Annotated in this window: 13 protein-coding genes; 9 read left to right on the plus strand and 4 right to left on the minus strand. The window is 37.2% G+C overall.

The genetic code is table 11. The features are described 5' to 3' along the window. Positions 1-103: 103 nt before the first annotated feature. Positions 104-2,449, minus strand: a complete 2,346-nt coding sequence (locus CCE82_RS06240) for a CDP-glycerol glycerophosphotransferase family protein (RefSeq protein WP_086428553.1) — start codon at positions 2,447-2,449, stop codon at positions 104-106. 417 nt (positions 2,450-2,866) lie between these two features. Further along, a complete protein-coding gene (locus tag CCE82_RS06245) occupies positions 2,867-3,571 on the minus strand; it encodes a GntR family transcriptional regulator (protein ID WP_240507176.1) in 705 nt (234 codons plus the stop codon). A gap of 143 nt (positions 3,572-3,714) precedes the next feature. Here CCE82_RS06245 and CCE82_RS06250 point away from each other — a divergent pair, with 143 nt between their 5' ends. The 4 genes from CCE82_RS06250 (at position 3,715) to CCE82_RS06265 (ending at position 9,247) form a co-directional block, all read left to right on the plus strand. Beyond that, positions 3,715-5,613 (plus strand): beta-glucoside-specific PTS transporter subunit IIABC, encoded by a 1,899-nt coding sequence (locus tag CCE82_RS06250; protein ID WP_086428555.1) that lies wholly within the window; start codon positions 3,715-3,717, stop codon positions 5,611-5,613. Positions 5,614-5,629: 16 nt separating this feature from the next. After that, positions 5,630-7,072, plus strand: coding sequence for a 6-phospho-beta-glucosidase (locus tag CCE82_RS06255; protein WP_086428556.1), 1,443 nt, complete (start codon positions 5,630-5,632; stop codon positions 7,070-7,072). 21 nt (positions 7,073-7,093) lie between these two features. Beyond that, entirely contained in the window at positions 7,094-7,900 is an 807-nt protein-coding gene (locus CCE82_RS06260; protein ID WP_086428557.1) for a Cof-type HAD-IIB family hydrolase, read from the plus strand. 627 nt (positions 7,901-8,527) lie between these two features. Next, positions 8,528-9,247 (plus strand): CPBP family intramembrane glutamic endopeptidase, encoded by a 720-nt coding sequence (locus tag CCE82_RS06265; protein ID WP_240507177.1) that lies wholly within the window; start codon positions 8,528-8,530, stop codon positions 9,245-9,247. 890 nt (positions 9,248-10,137) lie between these two features. Here CCE82_RS06265 and CCE82_RS06275 read toward each other — a convergent pair. Next, complete coding sequence (locus CCE82_RS06275; protein WP_086428559.1) at positions 10,138-10,332, minus strand: hypothetical protein; 195 nt, start codon at positions 10,330-10,332, stop codon at positions 10,138-10,140. Positions 10,333-10,905: 573 nt separating this feature from the next. Next, the gene (locus CCE82_RS06280; protein WP_086428560.1) at positions 10,906-11,391 is read right to left on the minus strand and encodes a GNAT family N-acetyltransferase; all 486 of its coding nucleotides are present in this window, start codon (positions 11,389-11,391) and stop codon (positions 10,906-10,908) included. 302 nt (positions 11,392-11,693) lie between these two features. Here CCE82_RS06280 and CCE82_RS06285 point away from each other — a divergent pair, with 302 nt between their 5' ends. The 5 genes from CCE82_RS06285 (at position 11,694) to asp3 (ending at position 21,610) form a co-directional block, all read left to right on the plus strand. Then, the gene (locus tag CCE82_RS06285; RefSeq protein ID WP_086428561.1) at positions 11,694-16,628 is read left to right on the plus strand and encodes a lectin-like domain-containing protein; all 4,935 of its coding nucleotides are present in this window, start codon (positions 11,694-11,696) and stop codon (positions 16,626-16,628) included. 114 nt (positions 16,629-16,742) lie between these two features. Continuing rightward, positions 16,743-17,966, plus strand: coding sequence for an accessory Sec system protein translocase subunit SecY2 (gene secY2 / locus CCE82_RS06290; protein WP_086428562.1), 1,224 nt, complete (start codon positions 16,743-16,745; stop codon positions 17,964-17,966). 3 nt (positions 17,967-17,969) lie between these two features. Further along, positions 17,970-19,535, plus strand: a complete 1,566-nt coding sequence (gene asp1 / locus CCE82_RS06295) for an accessory Sec system protein Asp1 (protein ID WP_086428563.1) — start codon at positions 17,970-17,972, stop codon at positions 19,533-19,535. After that, positions 19,519-21,081, plus strand: coding sequence for an accessory Sec system protein Asp2 (gene asp2, locus CCE82_RS06300; protein WP_086428564.1), 1,563 nt, complete (start codon positions 19,519-19,521; stop codon positions 21,079-21,081). The genes asp1 and asp2 overlap by 17 nt, the downstream gene beginning before the upstream one ends. After that, the gene (gene asp3 / locus CCE82_RS06305) at positions 21,071-21,610 is read left to right on the plus strand and encodes an accessory Sec system protein Asp3 (protein ID WP_086428565.1); all 540 of its coding nucleotides are present in this window, start codon (positions 21,071-21,073) and stop codon (positions 21,608-21,610) included. Before asp2 ends, asp3 begins: the two co-directional genes overlap by 11 nt. Positions 21,611-21,615 lie beyond the last annotated feature (5 nt).

Consider the following 21,615-nt stretch of genomic DNA (forward strand, 5'->3'; position numbering starts at 1 on the left):
GCGAGAGGATTGCCGTTTTCCTGTGTTTTTAATTTTGATGGATATCATTAAAAACGCAACTATCCGGAAAAACCGGATAGTTGCGTTTCCTTGCGTATAAATATTATGTGAGGCTTAATAAGTATCCTTTGTTGTGGTGTAAAGCATCTTCTTTTGTGTGGCGCATAATATTTTCTAGCACGTTTATGTCACTTTTCTCATGATCATACGCCATTAATCTCTGAATCATATGCGTGTAATCCATTTCAGTCGTATTTTTAATTTGTTGTGCTAATTTCTCTTCGTTGTGACTAGCAATTGGAAAATGCCCGAGTTGATGAATGTTAAAATTAAACCCGATATTTTGGTTATAGTCCATTTGATCTTCATTAAGTAAGAATATGGGCTTATTTAAATGCGCATAATCAAAAATAGTAGAAGAATAATCTGTAATCATCCAATCAGATAGGATATACAATTCTTGAATATCTACAAATTCATTATAAAAACAATGAATACGTGGATCTAAATGGTTGTAGTGACTTCTTAAATGACCTTCATTAGGATGGAGCTTTACAATAATATGAATATGTCCGGGTAAATACTCTAGCAATTTCTTTAAGTTAATATTTGACACACTTTCACGCTTTTCTTGGCGCCATGTAGGACAGAATAGTACATATTGTCTATCTTTATCTTGATGTTGGAAATACTTAAATTGCATTTTTTGACGTTCTGTTGCATTGTGATGGCCGATGAGATAACTATTTCTTGGTGCACCGTCCGTCAGAATTTGCAAATGATGATTTTGGTCTAGTTTAAACGCTGATGTAAATAACATTTTGTTAATATGAGAAGAAATTAACAAGTAATCCCACTTCATCATCCTTGGTAGAAAAGCATTCAGTTGTTTGTCGCGTTCTTGAGCATTGTTTAGGTTGCCGACCATTTTCTTTAAAGGAAAGCCGTGCCAAGTTTGAACGAAAATCTGCTGTGGATGTTTTCCAACTTTATCCCAAGTGTTGCCGTTCACAAATACATATTTTGAACTTTTGAAAGCTTCAATATACGCTTGACTACCAAAACGGACGGGTGTTAATCCAAAACTTCTAATCTCCATATCAACCAATGCATTTTTTGAACTTACGAATATCTGCTTTTCTGGATAATGTTGCTTTAAAGATAAGGCGATATATTTAGGGTCTCCGCTAAAGTTACTACCGTGAAATGATTCTATAAACACATTCGTATCACTAGGGTCTACAATGTTCTGTAACTTTTCTGTACGCTTGTCATAAATATTTTTAAGATGTGCTTTAATCCGTGGGTTGTTTAAAATTTTACGGAAAAGCAATTTATCATTAAACTTCAAATAAAGTTCAGTATATTTTTGTTTGTTATCGGTAAAACGGCGCTTTTTCACACGTCTCAATCGTTTTTGACGTGGATGAGCGGCTACACATGTTTCAACTTTTGATAAAAACAGTGAGGCGTAATGAGGGGTAAGGAAATTTTGACGTAATGCTTTAACGTCGTCGTCTCTCATTTCACGTGTGTATTTTTGGTTGAGAAATTGTAGTAATATATCAGCATCTTCTAATAAATTTTTTGTTAAGAATTCAATGCCATGGAACGGTTCATAAATTTCTTTGAGCACCTTATCATTGCCTTGGTAGATAAGTGCTTTATTTCCTCCTCCAAGGGCTTCTAAAATTGAAAATCCTAACGTTTCATAAGGTGAAGTTGACATATAAATATAGTTACGTGGTTGTTTACCATTAATATGTATGTAATCGTTTAATTGATAATAACGCACTAAATTTTTGTACAGTATCATTGAAGGCCCATAGCCAATTAAATATAAATGAATATCCACATGTGATTTGTTTTTGACAATGAAGTTGATTAAGCGAATAACGTATGAAATATCTTTTACATTATCTTCAAATCGTGACTTAATGAGTAGATTTCTCCGTGTATTGGATGGCGTATTATCGATATCGATATGTCTCGTATTGACGTATAAGGGAAATACATAAGGGTAATTAAACATGGCTTGAAATTCTTGTTGAATACTTGATGTACTCACGCGAACCGCATCTATATGCTGAAGGTCTGTGTTGAAATCTTGAGGTAGGTAGCTTAAAGGACCATGAATTTCCCCAACAATTGTGACTTGAGGATTAAAGTGTTTTACATTTTGTGCATATTTAAAAAATGATTCTCGTGTAATAATGAGATAGTCTACACATGCCATTTCATGTTCGTCTTTAAATGGACGAATCGTAAAATAATCGCTTTGAATATTTTCATGAATGACGAGTTCTGTATATGCTGCTTCATCAAAAGGTTGATAGTTAAAATAAACAACCTGATGGCCTTCTTCTAGCATTGCATGAATTAAGTTAATGTTACTTCTAGAAGTTCCGCCTTTAGCAAATATATTAAACCCGAAAATACCAATCTTCATTCGATCGCACTCTCCCAATAAAATAATTCGACAATATTATATTTCAAAAATAAAAACAATGCAATTTTTAAAATATTACTACTCTAACAATCTCGTATCATAAAATAAAGCATTACTTATTAGAGCTATCTAGAAATCATTTAATATTATGTTTTAATTAAAATAAAGTTGAATATAACATTGAAGCTCTGATAATAACTGCAAAAATATATGAGATTTGAACTATCCAAAAAAACTGGACAGTTCAAAAGTGAGTAATGACAAGGTATTGAGAGTATTGCCTGGGAAATAGTGCGTTGAAGGATGTAAGTATAGATGATGTTAAATAAGGATATTACAAAGTCAGGGAAGTATTATAGCCAAATCAAAGCCAATCGTATTCATGTGATGTGAATATGATTGGCTTTTAACGTATGGTTATCTTTTGCTAGGTATATAGAAATGAGCATTTTTATAATGAAAGACGATATCTGATGCGTCGAATGGTATGCCTGTCGTAGTGTAAAAGGTTTGATGATAACGTAAGCACGGATCATTGGGTTCGAGCTTTAAAAGTTGCGCTTCGTTAGAGTCGAGTTGATCAACATTAAAATAAATATCGGAAAAACCAACTTTAACTTGCATATTTTGCTCTAGGTAATCAAAAATAGATCCTTTTACTATTTCATGATTCAAATATTTAACGATTTCTTTATTGTAATAAGAATATTCAATACATAAGACGTTGCCATCGACATAACGTATTCTTTCTAAATAATAAACAGTGTCATCTTTTGACAAATTCAGCTCTTGCATGACTGTTTGGGGAATGTAAGTGATTTCTTCTAATTTTAAAACTTCGCTTGTAAGATGGTGCTCACTTAAGCTCTTTGAAAACCCATTCGTTTTGAAGACATTAATGTGGTTGTCATTTCGAGCATTTCTGACATAAATACCACTGCCTTGTGCTTGATAAATAATACCATCATGTTCCAGTAATTCTAATGCTTTAATAATCGTACTTTTACTGACTTCATATTTTTCTTTTAAAGTCGTGACACTTGGCAATTTATCCCCTGCTTTAAATTGATTGTTTGTGATGAATGTATGCATATCATCAGCGATTTTTTCGTATTTCAGCAACAATAAGCCCTCATTTCAATTTCTAGATAATTTATTATAACATGTGTCGTTTTTTGTTTTGTATCGGAATAGACAAATTGAACCGGTACAATTATAATGAACGTGAACCGGTTTCATCAAATGATTTTGGGGAGGTAATACTATTGAGCAATAAATATAGAGAATTATCTCAAGACATACTGACCGCAGTTGGTGGAGAAGAAAATATTGTAAAAGCTTCACACTGTGCCACACGTTTAAGAATTGTTTTGAAACGATCAAAACCTTCAGCTAAAGATGAAGTTAGTCAGTTGCCTGGAGTAGTTACAGTTGTAGAAAATAATGGACAGTTTCAAGTTGTTATCGGAAATGCAGTAAGGGATGTTTATCAAGAGTTTGAAAGTTTGTTAGACGAACAGAAGGGAACAGTGAAGCATTCCGATGATGATCATGAAAAGCAGTCTATACTAAATAGAGTGATTGCGACAATGTCAGCAGTGTTTGCACCGTTTATTTATATTTTAGCTGCTGCCGGTATACTACAAGGTTTACTAATAATCATTAACTTAATTGTTCCAGCTTTTGAAAAAACGGAGACTTATCAAATTTTTAACATTATCTCTTGGGCACCATTTGTATTTTTACCAATATTTATATCAGTTACAGCTGCGAAACATTTTAATGTCAATGTGTATATCGCAATTGCTTGTAACGCAGCATTGGTTAGCCCAGATTTAACACAAATGATCAGCAAAATTGGAGAAGGGCAAGCGGTTCACTTTATAGGAATTCCATTATCAGAAACAACATATACGTCTAGTGTATTACCACCATTATTGTTGGTTTGGGTTTTATCGTATCTTGAAAAATTCTTAAATAAAATGATTCATGAAGTCATTCGACCTTTGTTTACGCCTTTCTTTAGTATTGTCATTATGGTTCCTTTGACATTACTCATTATTGGGCCGTTATCAACATTAGTCGCTCACGGTATAGCGGGTGGTTATAACTTCTTGGTCGATGTAGCCCCTTGGTTAGCAGGAACAATCATCGGCGCATTTTGGCAAGTTTTCGTTGTATTTGGAGTTCATTGGGGTATCACGCCTATGGTTTTAGCTAATTTTGAACAATATAAGAGTGATTCATTCCAAGCTTTCCAGACAATAGCTGTTATCTCTCAAGTCGGTGCAGTATTTGGTGTATTACTTAAATCTAAACAGTTATCAATTAAACGTATTGCATCTTCCGCTGGTGTAACAGGGATATTTGGTATCACTGAGCCGTCGATCTATGGTGTTAACTTACGCTTTAAAAAACCTTTTATTATTGCGTGCATAAGTGGTGGTATAGGTGCGTTCGTCGCTAGTTTCTTTAATCCTAAATATTATGCTTACGCAGGTTTGCCAGGTCCTATTACGATAGTGAATGGGTACAATTCCAGTAACCCGGCTTCTATTTGGGGGATTGTGATAGGTTCGTTAATCGCCTTTATTTTACCTATTATTTTGATTCAAATGCTGGGTTATGGAGAAGATACGACGAAAGAAGTGGCATCTACAGAAAGCATTGAAGGTACAGATAGCCACTATGCTGTAACAGAGCTAGAGAAATCCGTTTTCTCGCCAATTGCAGGTCAACGTATAGATTTACAAGAAGTGAATGATCCCATTTTTGCTGAAGGTATGATGGGTAAAGGTACGGCCATTATACCGAATGATGAAGAAGTGGTTAAGGCACCATTTGATGGCAAAATTTCTATGATTGCACCATCTAAACATGCAGTGGGTATCATTTCTGAAGATGGCGTTGAAATTCTTATACATGTCGGCTTAGATACTGTCAAAATGAACGGTGAAGGCTTTGAAGTATTTGTTAAAGAAAATGAAAGTGTACAACAGGGACAGCAATTATTAAAATTCAACAAAAAGCAAATTGAGGATAACGGCTACGAAAGCGTGATTCCTATTATTGTAACGAATTCAGCAGATTTTGAAGATGTCCTGATTACGGAAGAACAACAGTTAAATCAAGAAAGTCAGTTGTTAACAATTATAAAAAAATAAAGGAGTGCAACGAATCATGTCTAAATTACCTAAAACGTTTTTGTGGGGTGGTGCTTTAGCTGCCAACCAATTTGAAGGAGGCTACGACCAAGGTGGTAAAGGATTAAGTGTTATCGATGTGATGACAGGTGGTGCGCATGGGAAAGCGAGAGAAATAACGGCGTCAGTGGAAGCGGATAAATACTATCCAAATCACGTAGGCATTGATTTTTATCATCGTTACAAAGAAGATATTGCTCTGTTTAAAGAAATGGGTTTGCAATGCCTTCGTACGTCAATCGCTTGGACACGTATTTTTCCGAATGGTGATGAGTTAGAGCCTAATGAAGAGGGACTCCAGTTTTATGATCATGTGTTTGATGAACTCATCCAAAATAATATTGAGCCGATTATTACGTTATCACACTTCGAAATGCCACTCCATTTGGCACGTGAGTACGGTGGCTTCCGTAATCGAAAAGTAGCGGATCATTTTGCACGTTTCGCACAAGTTGTATTTGAACGGTACAAAGATAAAGTGACGTACTGGATGACATTTAACGAAATCAATAACCAAATGGATACGAGTAACCCGATTTTCTTATGGACAAACTCTGGTGTAAGTTTAAATGACAGCGATAATCCTGAAGAAGTGTTGTACCAAGTTGCCCATAATGAACTGATTGCAAGTGCAATGGCGGTCAAAATCGGTAAATCGATTAATCCGAACTTTAAAATTGGAAGTATGATTGCTTATGTACCAATTTATCCTTATTCTTGTCACCCGAAAGATATGATGGAAGCACAAATTGCGAATCGATTAAGATATTTCTTCCCTGATGTACAAGTACGTGGTGAGTATCCAAGTTATGCGACAAAAATGTTTGAACAAAAAGGGTATCATATCGGATGGCAAGACGGAGATGACGAGATTTTACGAGAAGGTACTGTCGATTACATTGGCTTTAGTTATTACATGTCTACGGTGGTTAAACATGATTCACAAACGGTTGTTGATAACAATATTGTCAACGGGGGTCTTCCTAACTCGGTTGAAAATCCACACATTGAAACGAGTGATTGGGGATGGGCCATTGATCCAGAAGGTTTGCGTTATGCGCTCAATGTCTTGTATGAACGTTATCAAGTGCCTTTGTTCATTGTAGAGAATGGCTTTGGTGCGATAGATAAAGTAGAAAACAATCAAATTCACGATGCATATCGAATTGATTATTTGAGACAGCATATAGAAGCGGCCATTGATGCGGTTGATAAAGATGGCGTGGATTTAATTGGTTACACACCATGGGGCATTATCGATATTGTTTCATTTACAACAGGCGAGATGAAAAAGCGTTACGGTCTAATATATGTTGACCGAGACAATGAAGGAAAAGGAACATTAGAAAGATTGAAGAAAGATTCATTCTATTGGTACCAAAAAGTAATTGAAACAAATGGTGAAGATTTAGGGGAGTAATTTACAAAGGGTGTGTGTTTAATGAACCTACAATTCGTTGTGACTGATATGGATGGAACTTTTTTAGACAGTCGTAGTCAGTTTGATCGAGAGGCATTTCGTCGTTTGAAAGTACAATGTGAAAAGAAAGGTATCCGCTTTGTCTTTTGTACGGGGAAGCAGTGTGACAGAGTCGTTAAAATTTTAAACGGTTTAGAAAAAGATACTTATATTGTGGGTGATAGTGCGACACGTATCCAATATAATGGTGACAATATATGGTCTCAAACTTTTGACCGCCAACTGGGTTTATCACTCATTCAACGTTTACAACAAATTGATTTATCGCAAACAATTATTGTCTGTACGGAAAAAAGTGCCTATGTGTTGAATCATATTAGTGAATCAGAACGTCAAATCGTGCATGGTTCGTATGAAACTGTCGCATATGTTAATCATTTTGATGAGATTAAGGAAGATTTTTTAAAAATTACTGTGCATGATTATAAGCAGCAATGTTTTGAACATGTGGAAAAACTAAAAGACTTTGAACGCCAATTATACATTGTTGCTTCTGAGGCAGCATGGATTGATATAACAGCAAAAGATGTCGATAAAGGCAAGACAATCATGCGTTTACAACAGCTTTTGGGGTATTCTCAATCATCTACAATTGCATTTGGGGATGGTTTAAATGATGTGGCGTTATTTAATGCGGCGGGTATAAAGGTTGCGATGGACAATGCTTACCCCGAGCTTAAAAGTAAGGCTGATCTCATTGCGAGAGATAATGATCATAATGGCGTAATTCATACATTAAACATATTGTTAGGATTGGAAAGTAGCTAGAATTTGTTAGTATTGCAATGTCGGTAAGTGTTTATTCTAAAAATAAATCAATATGTCATAAAAACGTCTATGTTCCTACGAGCATAGGCGGTTTTATATGTCATTTTTTTAACTTAATTGGGTTATTATACAATTTATTCATCAATATATCGGGACATTATTAGTTAAATTTTGTGCATATTCAAAAGGAGTGCACTTTTATTTTAATTACTAATGAGAAAATTGAGATACTTTCTTTTTAGGTGATGGGCGATATATCACGAAAGAAAGTATGGGTCATATTCTTATTGTTTTAAGCTAATGACAGCACTCGCTGCAATTGCATGTGAGACGTAACATATTGGGCTAGTAGGTGACGCCTCTTTCATCCACTTTTTGTGATCCTATACATAGTGGCAGAGATGTTAATGAGTATAAATCAGTTGCCATAGGGACGTGTTGACGCGAATATTGAGGCGTCATATTTAGAGAGAAATATACTTCAAAATAACATAAGATACTAAATTGATTAAAAAAGTATATGTTTTAAGTGATAAAATTGCATATGAATGAAGAAGTAATTGTATTGTAGTAGGAGAATATAGAGAAATTTTGTGGCATTAGGGAGTTCAAAGGAGAGATATGAAATTGTGGAAGACTTTATTTAAAATTATTGGATTAATTTTGTTGATGTTTGTGATTTCTGTTTTTGCACAAAACGTCGCTATTTCATGGCATTTATTGTCATTGTATGGTTTTGAATATGCACTGCATGGACTAACGTATGTTGTCGTTGCGCTATTGCTAATTAAATGGATGGCTAACAAAATGTTAAAAAAGCCACTCTCTTATTTTCGCATTACCCCATTTCGTGTGTTTCCAAGTAGTGTGATTTTAGGTGTATTATTAACTGTGATTACGATTGTTTTCTATTTTGTTTTTGTACCGGGACAGTTTAGTATGACGCGTGTTGAATCAACAAAAGAATTTTTGGAAATGTTTTTTGAATTGGTAATCCTTGGAGGAATTGCAGCACCGATTGTCGAAGAAGTTACATTTAGAGGTATCTTATTGAAATACATTGAAGAGAAAACGAATATTATAGTCGCAATGGTGATTACTTCGGTCTCTTTTGCAGTTGTACATTTGTTCAATGGTCGATTAATGGAGATAGATTTTTATTTATTAATCATAGGTGGCACAACAGTAGGCATGCTGTATGCAATAGCTACTTACCGGTACAATTCTATTTGGGCAAGTGTTGTGCTTCATATATGTTGGAATTTAGGAGCGTTGATTACGATTTCCCCAACTCAAACAGATGTAGGTGGATCCAATATGTCATCAACAGTCATCATGTGTGGCTAACCGGTGGAGAATACGGTTTTTCAGTTTCTGTCGTAGCAATTATAGGTTACATACTCACGGGTATAGCGATACTCTTATTAACAAAGCACAGACATTCTTCTGAAAATTTATAGCTGATGGTCAATATACGATTAAAACACATTTTTCTAAATAAGATATACTCACTCTTAAGGATGGATGTTTTTATTCATCCTTTTTATATATAAATGAAAAAATAAAGCCCCTCCAAGCACATACTTTTAAGTTTTAGGGGGAATATATCTGTAGAACAATACAAAATAAAACGTCTAATACCAAGCTAAAATGCAATTTTTTCATATTAAAGTGAAGGGAGTTCAATTCAAAATGAAAAAGTTTCGACTCGATTTAATAGATTTAATAGCTATAATCATTTTAATTGGCATACCTTTATTATGTTTATATGTTTTTAAATTTCAAACGACGACTACATTCATCATTTTCGGTGCCCTTCTTATACTGTCTATCCTTTTTATGGGCATATATCGATTAATGATGATAAAACAGGCAAAAATAAGGATGAATGGGACGTCACCATTGGATGTTATGGGGGTGTCTCCATTTCATAAAGTTGACCCTCAGTGACTGCATTTGTAGTATGATTGCCAGACGGCTGAGACTCCCGAGGGATCAGACGCAGTCGAAAATCCAATTTGGCTTCCATCCAGTGTACACTTCAATCAAGCCAAATTTAGTTGAGACAAGTCCCCTGGGAACGCGAAGCCATCAGGGCAATCAAAACACCGCAAATCATAGGGAGGGTTAGTTAAACAAAATACTGCATCCGCTGCATCAAAATGATTATGCCTCAGTCCCTTCTACTCATAAATCATCACATTTCTCTCATTGATTCATCTTCTTAAAATTCTCTTTCAATTCGACCGTTCAGTGTCAGACTTTCGCTTTTTCAAATTCATATATAAGGAGATTGAACTAGGAATAATGACTGATAAAGGAATCGACATTAAGTATATATCGAATCCTTTGATGAAAAAGATGATAGCGAACGTGAATCCTAAAATAATCGTGACACCATCAAAAATGAATGCCAATGCTGTTTTGGCCATCGTTGTCCCTCCTCATATCATATGTTGACATAATTATACGCTTAAATTAAAAAATAACTATTATATGATTACCCATTTTGTGCATTTGTTAAATTATGTTTTTTCATTATGTCATTTTTTTAACGATAAATGGTGATGTTCGTTATACTTAATCGATGCTTTCGTTCTATTTTAATTTTTGAGCAATGATGCATTTTAATGAATAGCGCTAGAACGCCCAATACTAAAGACTCAAATTAACATGATACGATTTATCATCACTGTTCATTGTTCGACATTTGTGATAATCGTGTTGATGCTAACAATGAAAGATAGGACCATTAAAATAGTCATAGAAACATTTTATGTCTTTTTCTTTTTATTTATTTTTCTAAAAAACGTTTGAGTTTGTTATTTTATAATATTATAATCGGATAACCAAATAACATGCGTTTTGGGAATAACTGTTATAAAAGGGGGGCACTACTTTTACAACTGCATGGTTTTTTGGCTTGTGCGTTGGTTAGGTACCCACTTGTACGTGGTGAGTCATTAGAAGCAACGTAGCAAGTCAGTGAGTTTCAAATGCTTATTTTATGATGATTGAAAATATTTTGTAAATAGTATTTCATCTTTAATCGCAATGCCATTATCACCTATAAGCGGAATGGAAGGTTTGATGCGTCGTGCGAAGTCTACTGCATTCGGTCGAATATCGGACATGCGATAACCATTTTTTTGATAAAAGTACAGCGCTTTAATATTTTCATTGGTTGTTATCACTTGAATGGTATGAATATTTAAAGTCTGCGCGATAGTTTCGACGTGTTGAATAAGCCGACTTCCAATACCTTTGTTTTCTCTATAGCTATCTAATGAAATGATTTCTAATATTCCCGTTTCCGTTCTATAAATTAAGACACCTACAATACGTCTCTCTTCAAATGCAACAATGCAAGGGAATAGTGTTAAATCATAGTGGCCTGATGAAACGACCATTTTAGAATCGAAATGATAATGTGTTTTTAATTCTGAGATCAAAGGTGAGTTTAATTGGTGAAAAGATTGATAAGTAATCATTTTTATCCCTCCTTAGCTTAGCGCAAAAATCATTTTGCATTTATTGTAGCAAAAGTAGAGATGAATTGTATGGCCGTGATGTACAATTCGTTTTTTATGGTTTTCTAATACTTTTGTAAAATACTAATACGATGTCGTGCGAAAAAGCATTTAGTTTGTGGTAAAAGTAATTGCTAATGTAAAATGATTGATTTTAAAAAATTTACCGAAAAAATTCTAATAATTCAGACATGAAAAATATTTTGCAGTGTATGGTTACAAAATGATTGATAGTGAACATACATTTTAAGGAGCTTGATTGAATGTCAAAAAAGGAAAAAGCATTGAATGAAAGTTTGAAACAGGAAAAATCCCGGGTCAAAATATATAAGTCTGGGAAGCATTGGGTGAGGTCGGGTATTAAGGAATTTAAGTTATTGCACATAATGGGATTACCTTTATTAACAAGTCGTTCAACTGAAGAGGGTGATGAAGGTAAAGGGAATGTCATTAAAAGACATGTAATCAAAGTGACTACGCTTGCAGGTGGTGCTTTAACAGCAAATGCGTTTCAAGGTCACGAAGCAATGGCGGCTTCTGAACTTCCGTTAACTTCGGAGTTGTCTACACAGAGTACGGCTGTCGCAAACCAGAACTCAACAGTATTAAGTCAACAGAGCAATTGTGAAAGTGAGACAGTACCATCAGAATCAGTTCAAAGTTCTGAACAAAATGACGCGAATACGCATACGCAAACATCGGAAAGTGATAGTGCATCATTAGCAGAAAGTCAAAATGTGCGTACATCATCGAGTGAAACTCATAGTGAAACGGCGTATCCAAAAACTTCAGAAAATGCACATGCGAAAGATAGCACAGTAACTTCAGAAATTCATAGCGCGCATACTACAGAGAGCGAACGTACGAAAGCATTGCACAGTGAAAATACGATACAACATAGTGAATCCACAGAAAATCATACATCTCCTCATGCGCATACAACCACGAAAACGCAGTCATACGAACATCGCACTATGGACTCTAGTGAAAGTAAAGAAAATGACTCCTCATCTTTTTCAAAAACTGGAGAAAAAGATTCAAGCAAACCACAACATAGAACATCCACTACAGCGCATGATGCTACAACACAGCACGCTCAATCGATATCACAGAACAAGGCACATTCATCATTAACAACAAGTGAGTCAGCGTCTAGCCTAAGTCAACCTCTCCATAGTGAAGTGCCTATGAAAACAATGACAAAGGTACTCGAACCGATAACATGGGTGTCTTCAGAAAGTGTAGCGACACCAACGACTACGAGTGAATCGCATCACACGAAAAGGATTCGAAATGCAAGGTCGGTAAGTCATTTGACGACAACACGAGATACGACGTCAAGGGTATCGGACCAAGTTGTCGTGACACGAGATAACTTTGAAAGTAACTTTACTGCAAGAGGGACAGCGTATTATGTGCCGGAGACAGGCATTGTCACTTTAACGTCTGACGCACGCAACCAAAGAGGGTCAATTACGCTCGGTTCCAGAGTTAATTTTGGAGAAAGTTTCGAATTAGTCGGTGCTGTCAACCTAGGAAAGCGTTATGAAGGGCATAGTCCAGACGGTATACCAGGTGGTGATGGGATTGGTTTTGTTTTTTCACCGGGTCCTTTAGGTGAAGTTGGGAAGCAAGGGGCAGCTGTTGGTTTTGGTGGTCTGAGTAGTGCGTTTGGTTTCAAGTTAGATACGTATCACAACACAACACAACCGAAAGCAAGTGACGATGCAAATGCGGATCCCCCAACTGTCGGTGGTGGTGGTGCTTTTGGTGCTTTTGTGACAACCAATAAAAATGGTGTCGCGGTAACTTATACAGAGGGGACGACGACAGCGACTGCAGCTAAGTTACACAAGCAACCAGATGGCACTTTCGAGCATTTCCTTATTAGTTATGATGCTGCCACGAAAGTGATGACCGTCGTTTATGCGAATCAAAAATGGTCGAAAGATATTTCAGATTGGATTTTAAGAAGTGGGAATACGACCTTTTCATTCTCGATATCGGCATCAACTGGCGACGCACGAAATTTACAACAAATTCAAGTAGGTTCGCTTTACTATACCGAAGCCGCCGTTACCCATGTGCATTATTTCGATGCAGATACAGGCCAAGAAATTATACCGCCGAAAAAGATAGCCGGTAATGTAGGGGATGTTGTGACAATCGATCAGCAAGAGAATGCGTTATCAGCAAGAGGTTATCGATACGTAAGCTTTTACAGTAAAGATGCACCAACTTATAATGCGTCAAACAATACGTTGCAACTGACTGAGGCGGGGCAAACGGTGGTCTTCTTTTATAAAGATGTGACAGCTCCGAGATTAGATATGCCGACACAAACGAAAGAGCTGAATAGTCCGATTACGCCGATTACAGTGAATACGACAGATAATGGGACTGGACATGTGAAAAATTTGGTAGCCGAATTACCACCAGGACTAAAGTACGATGAGGTAGACAACATGATTACGGGAACACCGATTAAGTTAGGTACATTTAAGGTGACTGTGACCTCTATTGACGAAGCGGATAATTTTTCTACTTCTTCGTTTAACTTCAATATTATTGATACGACAAATCCAATTGTGAAGGTTGAACATCAATTCAATGAAGTTTTTGAACCGATTACTGGAGTCGAGATAAAGACGATTGACAATAGTGGGATGACGACAGATACCGTGACGGGCTTACCACTAGGTCTAACATATAATCCTGAGACAAAAATGGTCAGCGGGACACCAGTGCAAATAGGTGAATTCATGGTCACTGTGACGTCTCAAGATCCGAGCCATAATACGACGAAAAAACTTTTTGTATGGACGATTGGAAGAAATATTGAAAGTGATTCCATTTCTGATTCGCAAAGTACTTCGTTAAGTGAGTCCAAGAGCATGTCAACATCAAATAGTATGAGTACTTTGTTGAGTGCGATCAATAGGGTGTCAGAAGCGGAAAGTACAAGCTTGTCATTGAGTAGTTCAGGAAGTGAGAGTACGTCATTGAGTAATTCGGAAAGTATATCAACATCATTAAGTATATCGATTAGTGAGAGTAATTTTGTGTCAGACAGTACCTCGATGTCAGAAAACGAAAGTACATCTGCTTCAAATAGTATGTCAATGAGCGACAGTGAATCCGAAAGTGCTAGCATATCTCTATCTAATAGCATAAATGATTCAGAAAGCACTTCAATCAGTGACAGCATTTCTGTATCGGATAGCACGTCAACATCAAATAGTATAAGCGATTCTGTATCGAATAGTGACAGTGTATCGTTAAGTGAATCCGAGAGCATATCGGCCAGTGACAGCACATCGTTATCAGAGCGTACGAGTATTTCAGCAAGCAACAGTAGGTCAGTAAGCGATTCAGCAAGCATGAGTGCATCAGTTTCAGATAGTGTCGCTTCATCAGAAAGTGAGAGTACATCGATGTCTGAGAGTGACTCGTTAAGTGATAGTATCTCTGTTTCTAATAGTACGAGTGATTCGATATCGTCTAGCACAATTCTTTCAACGAGCGATTCAGAGAGTACATCGATTTTCGAAAGTACTTCTACAAGTGACAGTGTATCGATTTCCAATAGTACTAGCGCGTCAATAAGTGAATCGATTTCAGGCAGTGTGTCAATAAGCGAGAGCACGTCAGTTTCTAGTAGTATCAGTGACAAATTAAGCGATTCGGAAAGTATGTCTGTATCAGAAAGTACAAGTCTTTCATTAAGTATTTTTGACAGTAATTCGTTGTCAGACAGCACAAGTATCTCACTTAGTGCATCAGCGAGTGAAAGTGAATCTATTTCATTAAGTACTTCTATTTCAGATAGTGACAGTGCATCAATGGCGAATAGTACATCCACTTCAAATAGTTTAAGTCTTTCATCTAGTGAATCTATGAGTGCTTCAGTGTCTGATAGCGACAGCATCTCACTCAGCAAATCGACAAGTACTTCCATGTCAGACAGTACATCAGAAAGTACAAGTCTTTCTGAGTCTTATAGTACAAGCACGTCATGGAGTCAATCGGAAAGTCTCTCAACTTCCGAAAGTGCGTCAATGAGTGACAGCACATCTATTTCTGAAAGTGACAGCATTTCTCTATCAGACAGTGTGAGCCAATCATTGAGTGATTCAGCAAGCATGTCGACATCAAATAGTGCTTCCAATAGTGTGAGCGACTCTGTATCAACAAGTACAAGCACGTCACTGAGCAATTCGGAAAGTCTTTCAACTTCAGAAAGCGACTCAATAAGTGTTAGTACATCTGAATCGACAAGTAGCAGCACGTCGTTAAGCAATTCGCTCAGTGTCTCGCTCAGTGAGTCAGCCAATAATAGTACATCTGTTTCTAACAGTGCTTCTATTTCAGGCAGTACGAGTGCATCGTTAAGTCAATCAACAAGTACATCACTCAGCACTTCAATGAGTGGCAGTACATCAACAAGTGGTTCAGTAAGTGAATCGATTTCAACCAGCATATCAACAAGTGGCAGTACATCAGCGTCTGAAAGTATAAGCACATCACTCAGTCTTTCAACATCAGGAAGTCTTTCAGTGAGTGATAGTATATCTATTTCTGATTCGCAAAGTACGTCAACGAGTGCATCAGTATCTGCAAGTGCAAGTACGTCAACGAGTGCATCAGTCAGTCAGAGTCATTCTCTTTCAACGAGTCAAAGCAGGTCGATAAGTGCATCGACAAGTGAGAGCACTTCAGTGTCCACAAGTCTTTCAAGCTCCGAGAGTGTGTCTATGGCAAGCAGTGCTAGCGTATCGACAAGTTATTCCGATAGCTTAAGCACATCAACAAGTGAAAGCCTGTCATTAAGCGGTTCAATGTCACACAGTACGTCAACAAGTGACAGTGGTTCACTAAGTACATCGAATAGCACAAGTACGAGCTTAAGTGGTGCACACTCTACAAGCCATAGCGAATCTGTTTCTAATCGTCTGCAACACCATTCAACAAGTGAAAGTACATCACAAAGCATGCATCCGACAACAAGTGAATCCATCACGCAACAGCCAATTGAAACACCAAAGCATCATTCACCTCAATCATTACCAAATACAGGTGAAAAAGACACATCAAAAGATATATTCGCTGGCTTGTTATCAGCCTTGTTCGGTTTAGCATTATTCGGCAAAGCTAAAAAAGACAAAAAAGATAAAACGACACGTAAGAAAGATAATTAATGCAGTATCCAAAGGGGCGGAAGCAACGTTATTTTCTAAAGGACACAAAAGAACATTAAAAAATAATGCAGGCTTTTGCCTCTTCTTTATTAATTCATTAAAAAGAGGAAAAATATGGGAACATTGACAAGTTTGAAGCATATTAAAACGAAAGAATATAAAGTTTTATATCAACGTCTTTTTTTCACATTGATGGTCATTGTCATTTTTATGTTTGGGAGTCACATGACTTTACCAGGGATAAAAGAACGAACGCATGCGCCACATAATTTGTTAGATTTAGCTCTGTCGAATGTGGGTGGTGATGTACATACAATCAACATTTTTTCTCTAGGGCTTGGTCCGTGGCTTACAACGATGATTATCATGGCACTGTTGACTTATCGCAATATCGAAAAAGAAAAGTTGGAAACACGTATAGAACGTCATTTTAAAGAGCGTTTTTTCACGATACTATTGGCCGTGATTCAAGGATGTTTTGTGCTCAATCAGTATTATGGCACGCGCCACGGTATTCATATCGGTTTGTTGTTGCTCATTTTAGTGACAGGGACGATGTTCCTCGTGTGGCTTGCAGATCAAAATACCGTTTATGGCATTGCGGGTCCAACGCCGATTGTGCTTGTCGGTATCATCAAGTCCATTTTTCAACATCAACAGCTTCAGCGACTAGATACTTCTACAGTCATTATAGGTGTGATGTTGATGTTCATCGTGCTGGTGTTATTAGTATGGATAGAGCGCATCGAGTATCACATTATTTATCAAGATATGATGAATGTGACGACAAATCAAAAAGATACGTATATTTCGTGGAAGCTTAATTCTGGCGGAAGCATTGCGATGATGTTTAATTTTACATTGTTTTTCATCGTAGGAACGATTGCCCATTTGATAGGAAGATGGGCGACAGGAAATGTGACCTATCAACCCCAATTTTTAGAATTAAATCATTCCGCGGGCGTTGTGATATTTCTCGTGATGTTCATCGTGCTGAATTATATTTTGTCTAAATTGCTGTTGAATACGAAGCGAAAGGCGAGAGAATTTCAAAAAAATGGCCATTATATTGAAGGGATTTATCCAGGAAAAGCGACAGAGAAATATTTGAACGGTATGTCTAGAAAAGTGAGTCTGGTAGGTGCGTGTGTATTAGGTTTGATGATCAGTTTGCCGTTACTGACTTCTATCGTGGTGCCTAATATGACAAAGGAGCTGTCGGTGTTCACGCAATTTGTCATTATGATTTACATGACGATTAATGTGACCGAAACGATACGTACTTATTTATATTTTGATCAATATCAATCATTTTTGGACAAATATAGTAAGGAGTGAGCTATGAAATATTTTGTTCCAGCATGGTATGACCATGATAAATGGTGGTGTCAGTTAACTGAGCCGTTTTATGTAAAGAATAGAAAGATACAATTTGATGACGCAATGAGTTTAATGACGATGCATGCGCAAAATGACGTGCCATTTAAACTGTTGCATTTAAGCTATCAACCGCATTTAAGAATGTTTTTACACAAATATGATTTGTATGAAGCGGATATTTGGTCATTGTTTGATGAGATTCAAGGCTTTGATGATACACCTTCACGTTCTTTTCAATTTGAGGATTTGACGTGGCCAGATGATGCAGAATTTGTATTTTCACCGTATATGATTCAAGTGATAACGGAAAGTGGCACATCCAAAGTGTATTTTAATCAAGATGGCTATTTAATTTGGCTCGATGACTTTGAACAGTGCCAACAACAACGACGATTTATTTTTGATGAGCGCGGTTATTTGAGTGCTATTCGTTATTATGCAGATGGTGTAGCGAACATACAAGACTATTTAACGACAACGGGAGAAGTTATACTGCGAGAAAATTTACTGACAGATCAAGTGGAAGTGATGTCACCGTTTCAACCAGAGTTTGAGGCGCCCATGTACGATTCGATGGCAATGCTGATTCAAGAACGTTTAGAGCGCTATTGTGCACGGCATCTAAATGAAACGGATCAGTTGATTGTGTGCGCACATCCCAAGCACAATGCGATATTTCAAAGTATTTCCACTGATGTCACTGTGAGCTATTCGATTTTTAGTAAGCGAAATGGGGCGTTAGATGATGCCTTTATTCAATCGATGACACACAGTTCGAAATGGTTAGTGGATACGTCGGAAAATGAAGTGCGTTTAAAGACTTTGTTAGCACAGCATGCGCTTCAAGCTGACATTTTAAGAATGACGCCGTTTGAAACACAGCAACTGTCGAATTTAAGCAGTCAATTACATGAAACATATATTGGTATTTGGATAGACGGGATGCAGGATGAGGATTTACAACGTGTATTACGACAGCTCACAGACTACATTCAACCTTATCCATCTTATCGGCTCGTATTATTGACGCAACAAGATGAGACGGATGTAGATGATTGGATTCGACAAATCATGCACGAAATGAATGAAAGACATAATGAAAAAGATGTGAAAGATAAAGCGAAAGCGGAGTTGATTGAAGCGAAAGCGCCAATACCATTTGAGGAATTGATTCAACTTCACTCTGTGCCGTATGAAGATGAAGTGCGCAAAGCTTTGACACGTTTACGCCTCGTCATTGACTTGAGTGAGCAACCCGATTTATATGTCCAAATTGCGAGTATAAGTGTGCGCATTCCACAAATTCACATGATTCAAAGCCCTTATGTGACAGATTTTAAAAATGGTATCATCATCGACAGCTACGAGGCACTTGATTCAGCGCTCGATTACTTTTTAAACACATTAAAACATTGGAATACGGCTTATACATTTAATACAAACATGATTGAAACATTAAGTTCTGAGCATATGATTGAACAATTGAATCAATTTTTAGAAGGTGGTAACGATGGGACGACCGTTTAATGTACTACAAATCGGTGGCCGTAGTTTGGACTATTTATTCGCTCAAAAGCCTGAAGTGACATGGAATTATATGGATACGCAACGGTTTCATAATGACAGTGATTGGGTTGGAAATGTTGAGGCGCTGTTTGAAGCAATAGGGTCATTTGATCTTGTATTTATTCAAACACCCTGTACGGATTCATTGGGTGAACTCTTGACCCTTGTATGTACACCATACAACACGCTCGTGGATTATCATTATTGGCAAACGGGATACAAGGCGTTAGAAGTAGTAAAAAAGTATGACGTTCGACCGATTCACTACGCTGATGAAGAGGCGTTACACGATAAATTATTGGCACTTTCATTTCCCGGGCAATATGGCGATAAAGTCAGTCCAGCACATACGCACATGCATACGTCTGACGCAGTTAACGTGACGTATTATGGCCATAAAGAAGTCCAGTGCGAAGGAGATTTTGGTGATACATTTCGTCCGTTGCTCAGTTGGCGTAAGAATTTAGTATATGACCGTGATAAAGTCATTGAAATATGGCCTGAGTTTTATACAGAAGGAGACGTTGAGCTTGAATATGTTGTCCGTTTGTTGTCGTTAAACCCTGAAGAAGGGGTGTTAGAGACAATCACTTTAAACGAACAAGCGTTGGCGCAACCGCTCTACTTAACACGACGACCGTATACCGCATATATTGCTGTTGCGGTAAGGGCGCGTTACAGTGGTGTCGTGCATATTGGAGCCATACATAAGCGCTTGTCACGCATTGAATTTGGACAGTTGTTATTAGGGGGTGAGCGTTTTGTGGATGAAAGGCGAGAGGAATTTTTCTACTACTTTCATCCTGGTGACTTTAAACCCCCATTAAATGTATATTTTAGTGGTTATCGTGAGGCAGAAGGGTTCGAAGCGTATTATTTAATGCAACAACTTGACGCGCCGTTTCTACTCATCAGTGACCCGCGTATTCAAGGCGGTGCGTTTTATTTAGGATCGACCACATTTGAAAATGGTATTAAACAAGTCATCCAACAAACTTTGGAAATACTCGGATTTAGCTACGATGCGTGTATTTTTTCTGGTTTATCAATGGGGTCGTTTGGTGCGTTATATTACGGTGCACAACTACATCCGAAAGCAATCAATGTTGGAAAGCCACTCGTGAATATCGGGACCATTGCGCAAAATATGAAGTTGTTACGGCCACAAGATTTTGAAACATCATTGGATATTGCGCTTGCCCACCAGTCTGAAGTGGTTGACCCTGACACACGTATGTCTAAGCTGAATCAGAAATTTTGGGATGTATTTACAAATAGTGACTTGTATCACACCTCTGTAGCAATGACTTACATGGAGCATGATGATTACGACCATTCTGCGTTTCACGATTTACTCCCTGTACTTAGTCGTCAACATGTCCATTTAATGAATAAAGCGGTACCTGGTCGACATAATGATGACACGGCCACTGTAGTGAATTGGTTTATGAACTTTTATTACATTTTATTGAAAGACCATTTTGGGAGAGATGTTCATGCAAACTAAACATGCGATGCCGATTTTATGGCGCAATACGAATAAAGAAACGTATCAACACGGCTCTCGGATTCAATTTCATACAAACGGGACTTATTTTGAGAATCAACTGATGCCGTCAGGGTTACAAATTCATTTATGGACGATGACGACACAATTTGATAAAGACGGCTGTACACCGAATCTCCCTATTTTAAAGAGAGGGTGCCAGTATCGCCTGATGTTTGAAGTAGAGGCACATCCTGTAGAGAGTGTCTATTTCATTCTTACCTTTTATAGAAAAAACGACACGACAATCAAGCAGTTAATGATGAATCATGGTCCAAAAGAGTTCGAATATCCGAAAGAGGCATATCGCTATGATATTCGAATGGTGAATGCATCGTGTCATCGTCTGACGTTTAAACGTATTGTATTAACAGAAGTACAGCTTAATGACGACATCCAGCCCACACTTGCTTGCTATGACGACATGGTAAAACAAGTGAATTATATCATTCAACGGACACGTGCACTGCAAAATGCGAATTCGTTTTAGAAAGG

Source organism: Staphylococcus cornubiensis, from assembly GCF_900183575.1.
Classification (GTDB): Bacteria; Bacillota; Bacilli; order Staphylococcales; family Staphylococcaceae; genus Staphylococcus; species Staphylococcus cornubiensis.

Coding starts and splice junctions, on each gene's coding strand:
- CCE82_RS06280 (WP_086428560.1), bottom strand. CDS start 11,391: ATGATTACTTATCAATCTTTTCACCAATTAAACTCACCTTTGATCTCA.
- asp1 (WP_086428563.1), top strand. CDS start 17,970: ATGAAATATTTTGTTCCAGCATGGTATGACCATGATAAATGGTGGTGT.
- CCE82_RS06240 (WP_086428553.1), bottom strand. CDS start 2,449: ATGAAGATTGGTATTTTCGGGTTTAATATATTTGCTAAAGGCGGAACT.
- CCE82_RS06260 (WP_086428557.1), top strand. CDS start 7,094: ATGAACCTACAATTCGTTGTGACTGATATGGATGGAACTTTTTTAGAC.
- asp3 (WP_086428565.1), top strand. CDS start 21,071: ATGCAAACTAAACATGCGATGCCGATTTTATGGCGCAATACGAATAAA.
- CCE82_RS06275 (WP_086428559.1), bottom strand. CDS start 10,332: ATGGCCAAAACAGCATTGGCATTCATTTTTGATGGTGTCACGATTATT.
- secY2 (WP_086428562.1), top strand. CDS start 16,743: ATGGGAACATTGACAAGTTTGAAGCATATTAAAACGAAAGAATATAAA.
- asp2 (WP_086428564.1), top strand. CDS start 19,519: ATGGGACGACCGTTTAATGTACTACAAATCGGTGGCCGTAGTTTGGAC.
- CCE82_RS06285 (WP_086428561.1), top strand. CDS start 11,694: ATGTCAAAAAAGGAAAAAGCATTGAATGAAAGTTTGAAACAGGAAAAA.
- CCE82_RS06255 (WP_086428556.1), top strand. CDS start 5,630: ATGTCTAAATTACCTAAAACGTTTTTGTGGGGTGGTGCTTTAGCTGCC.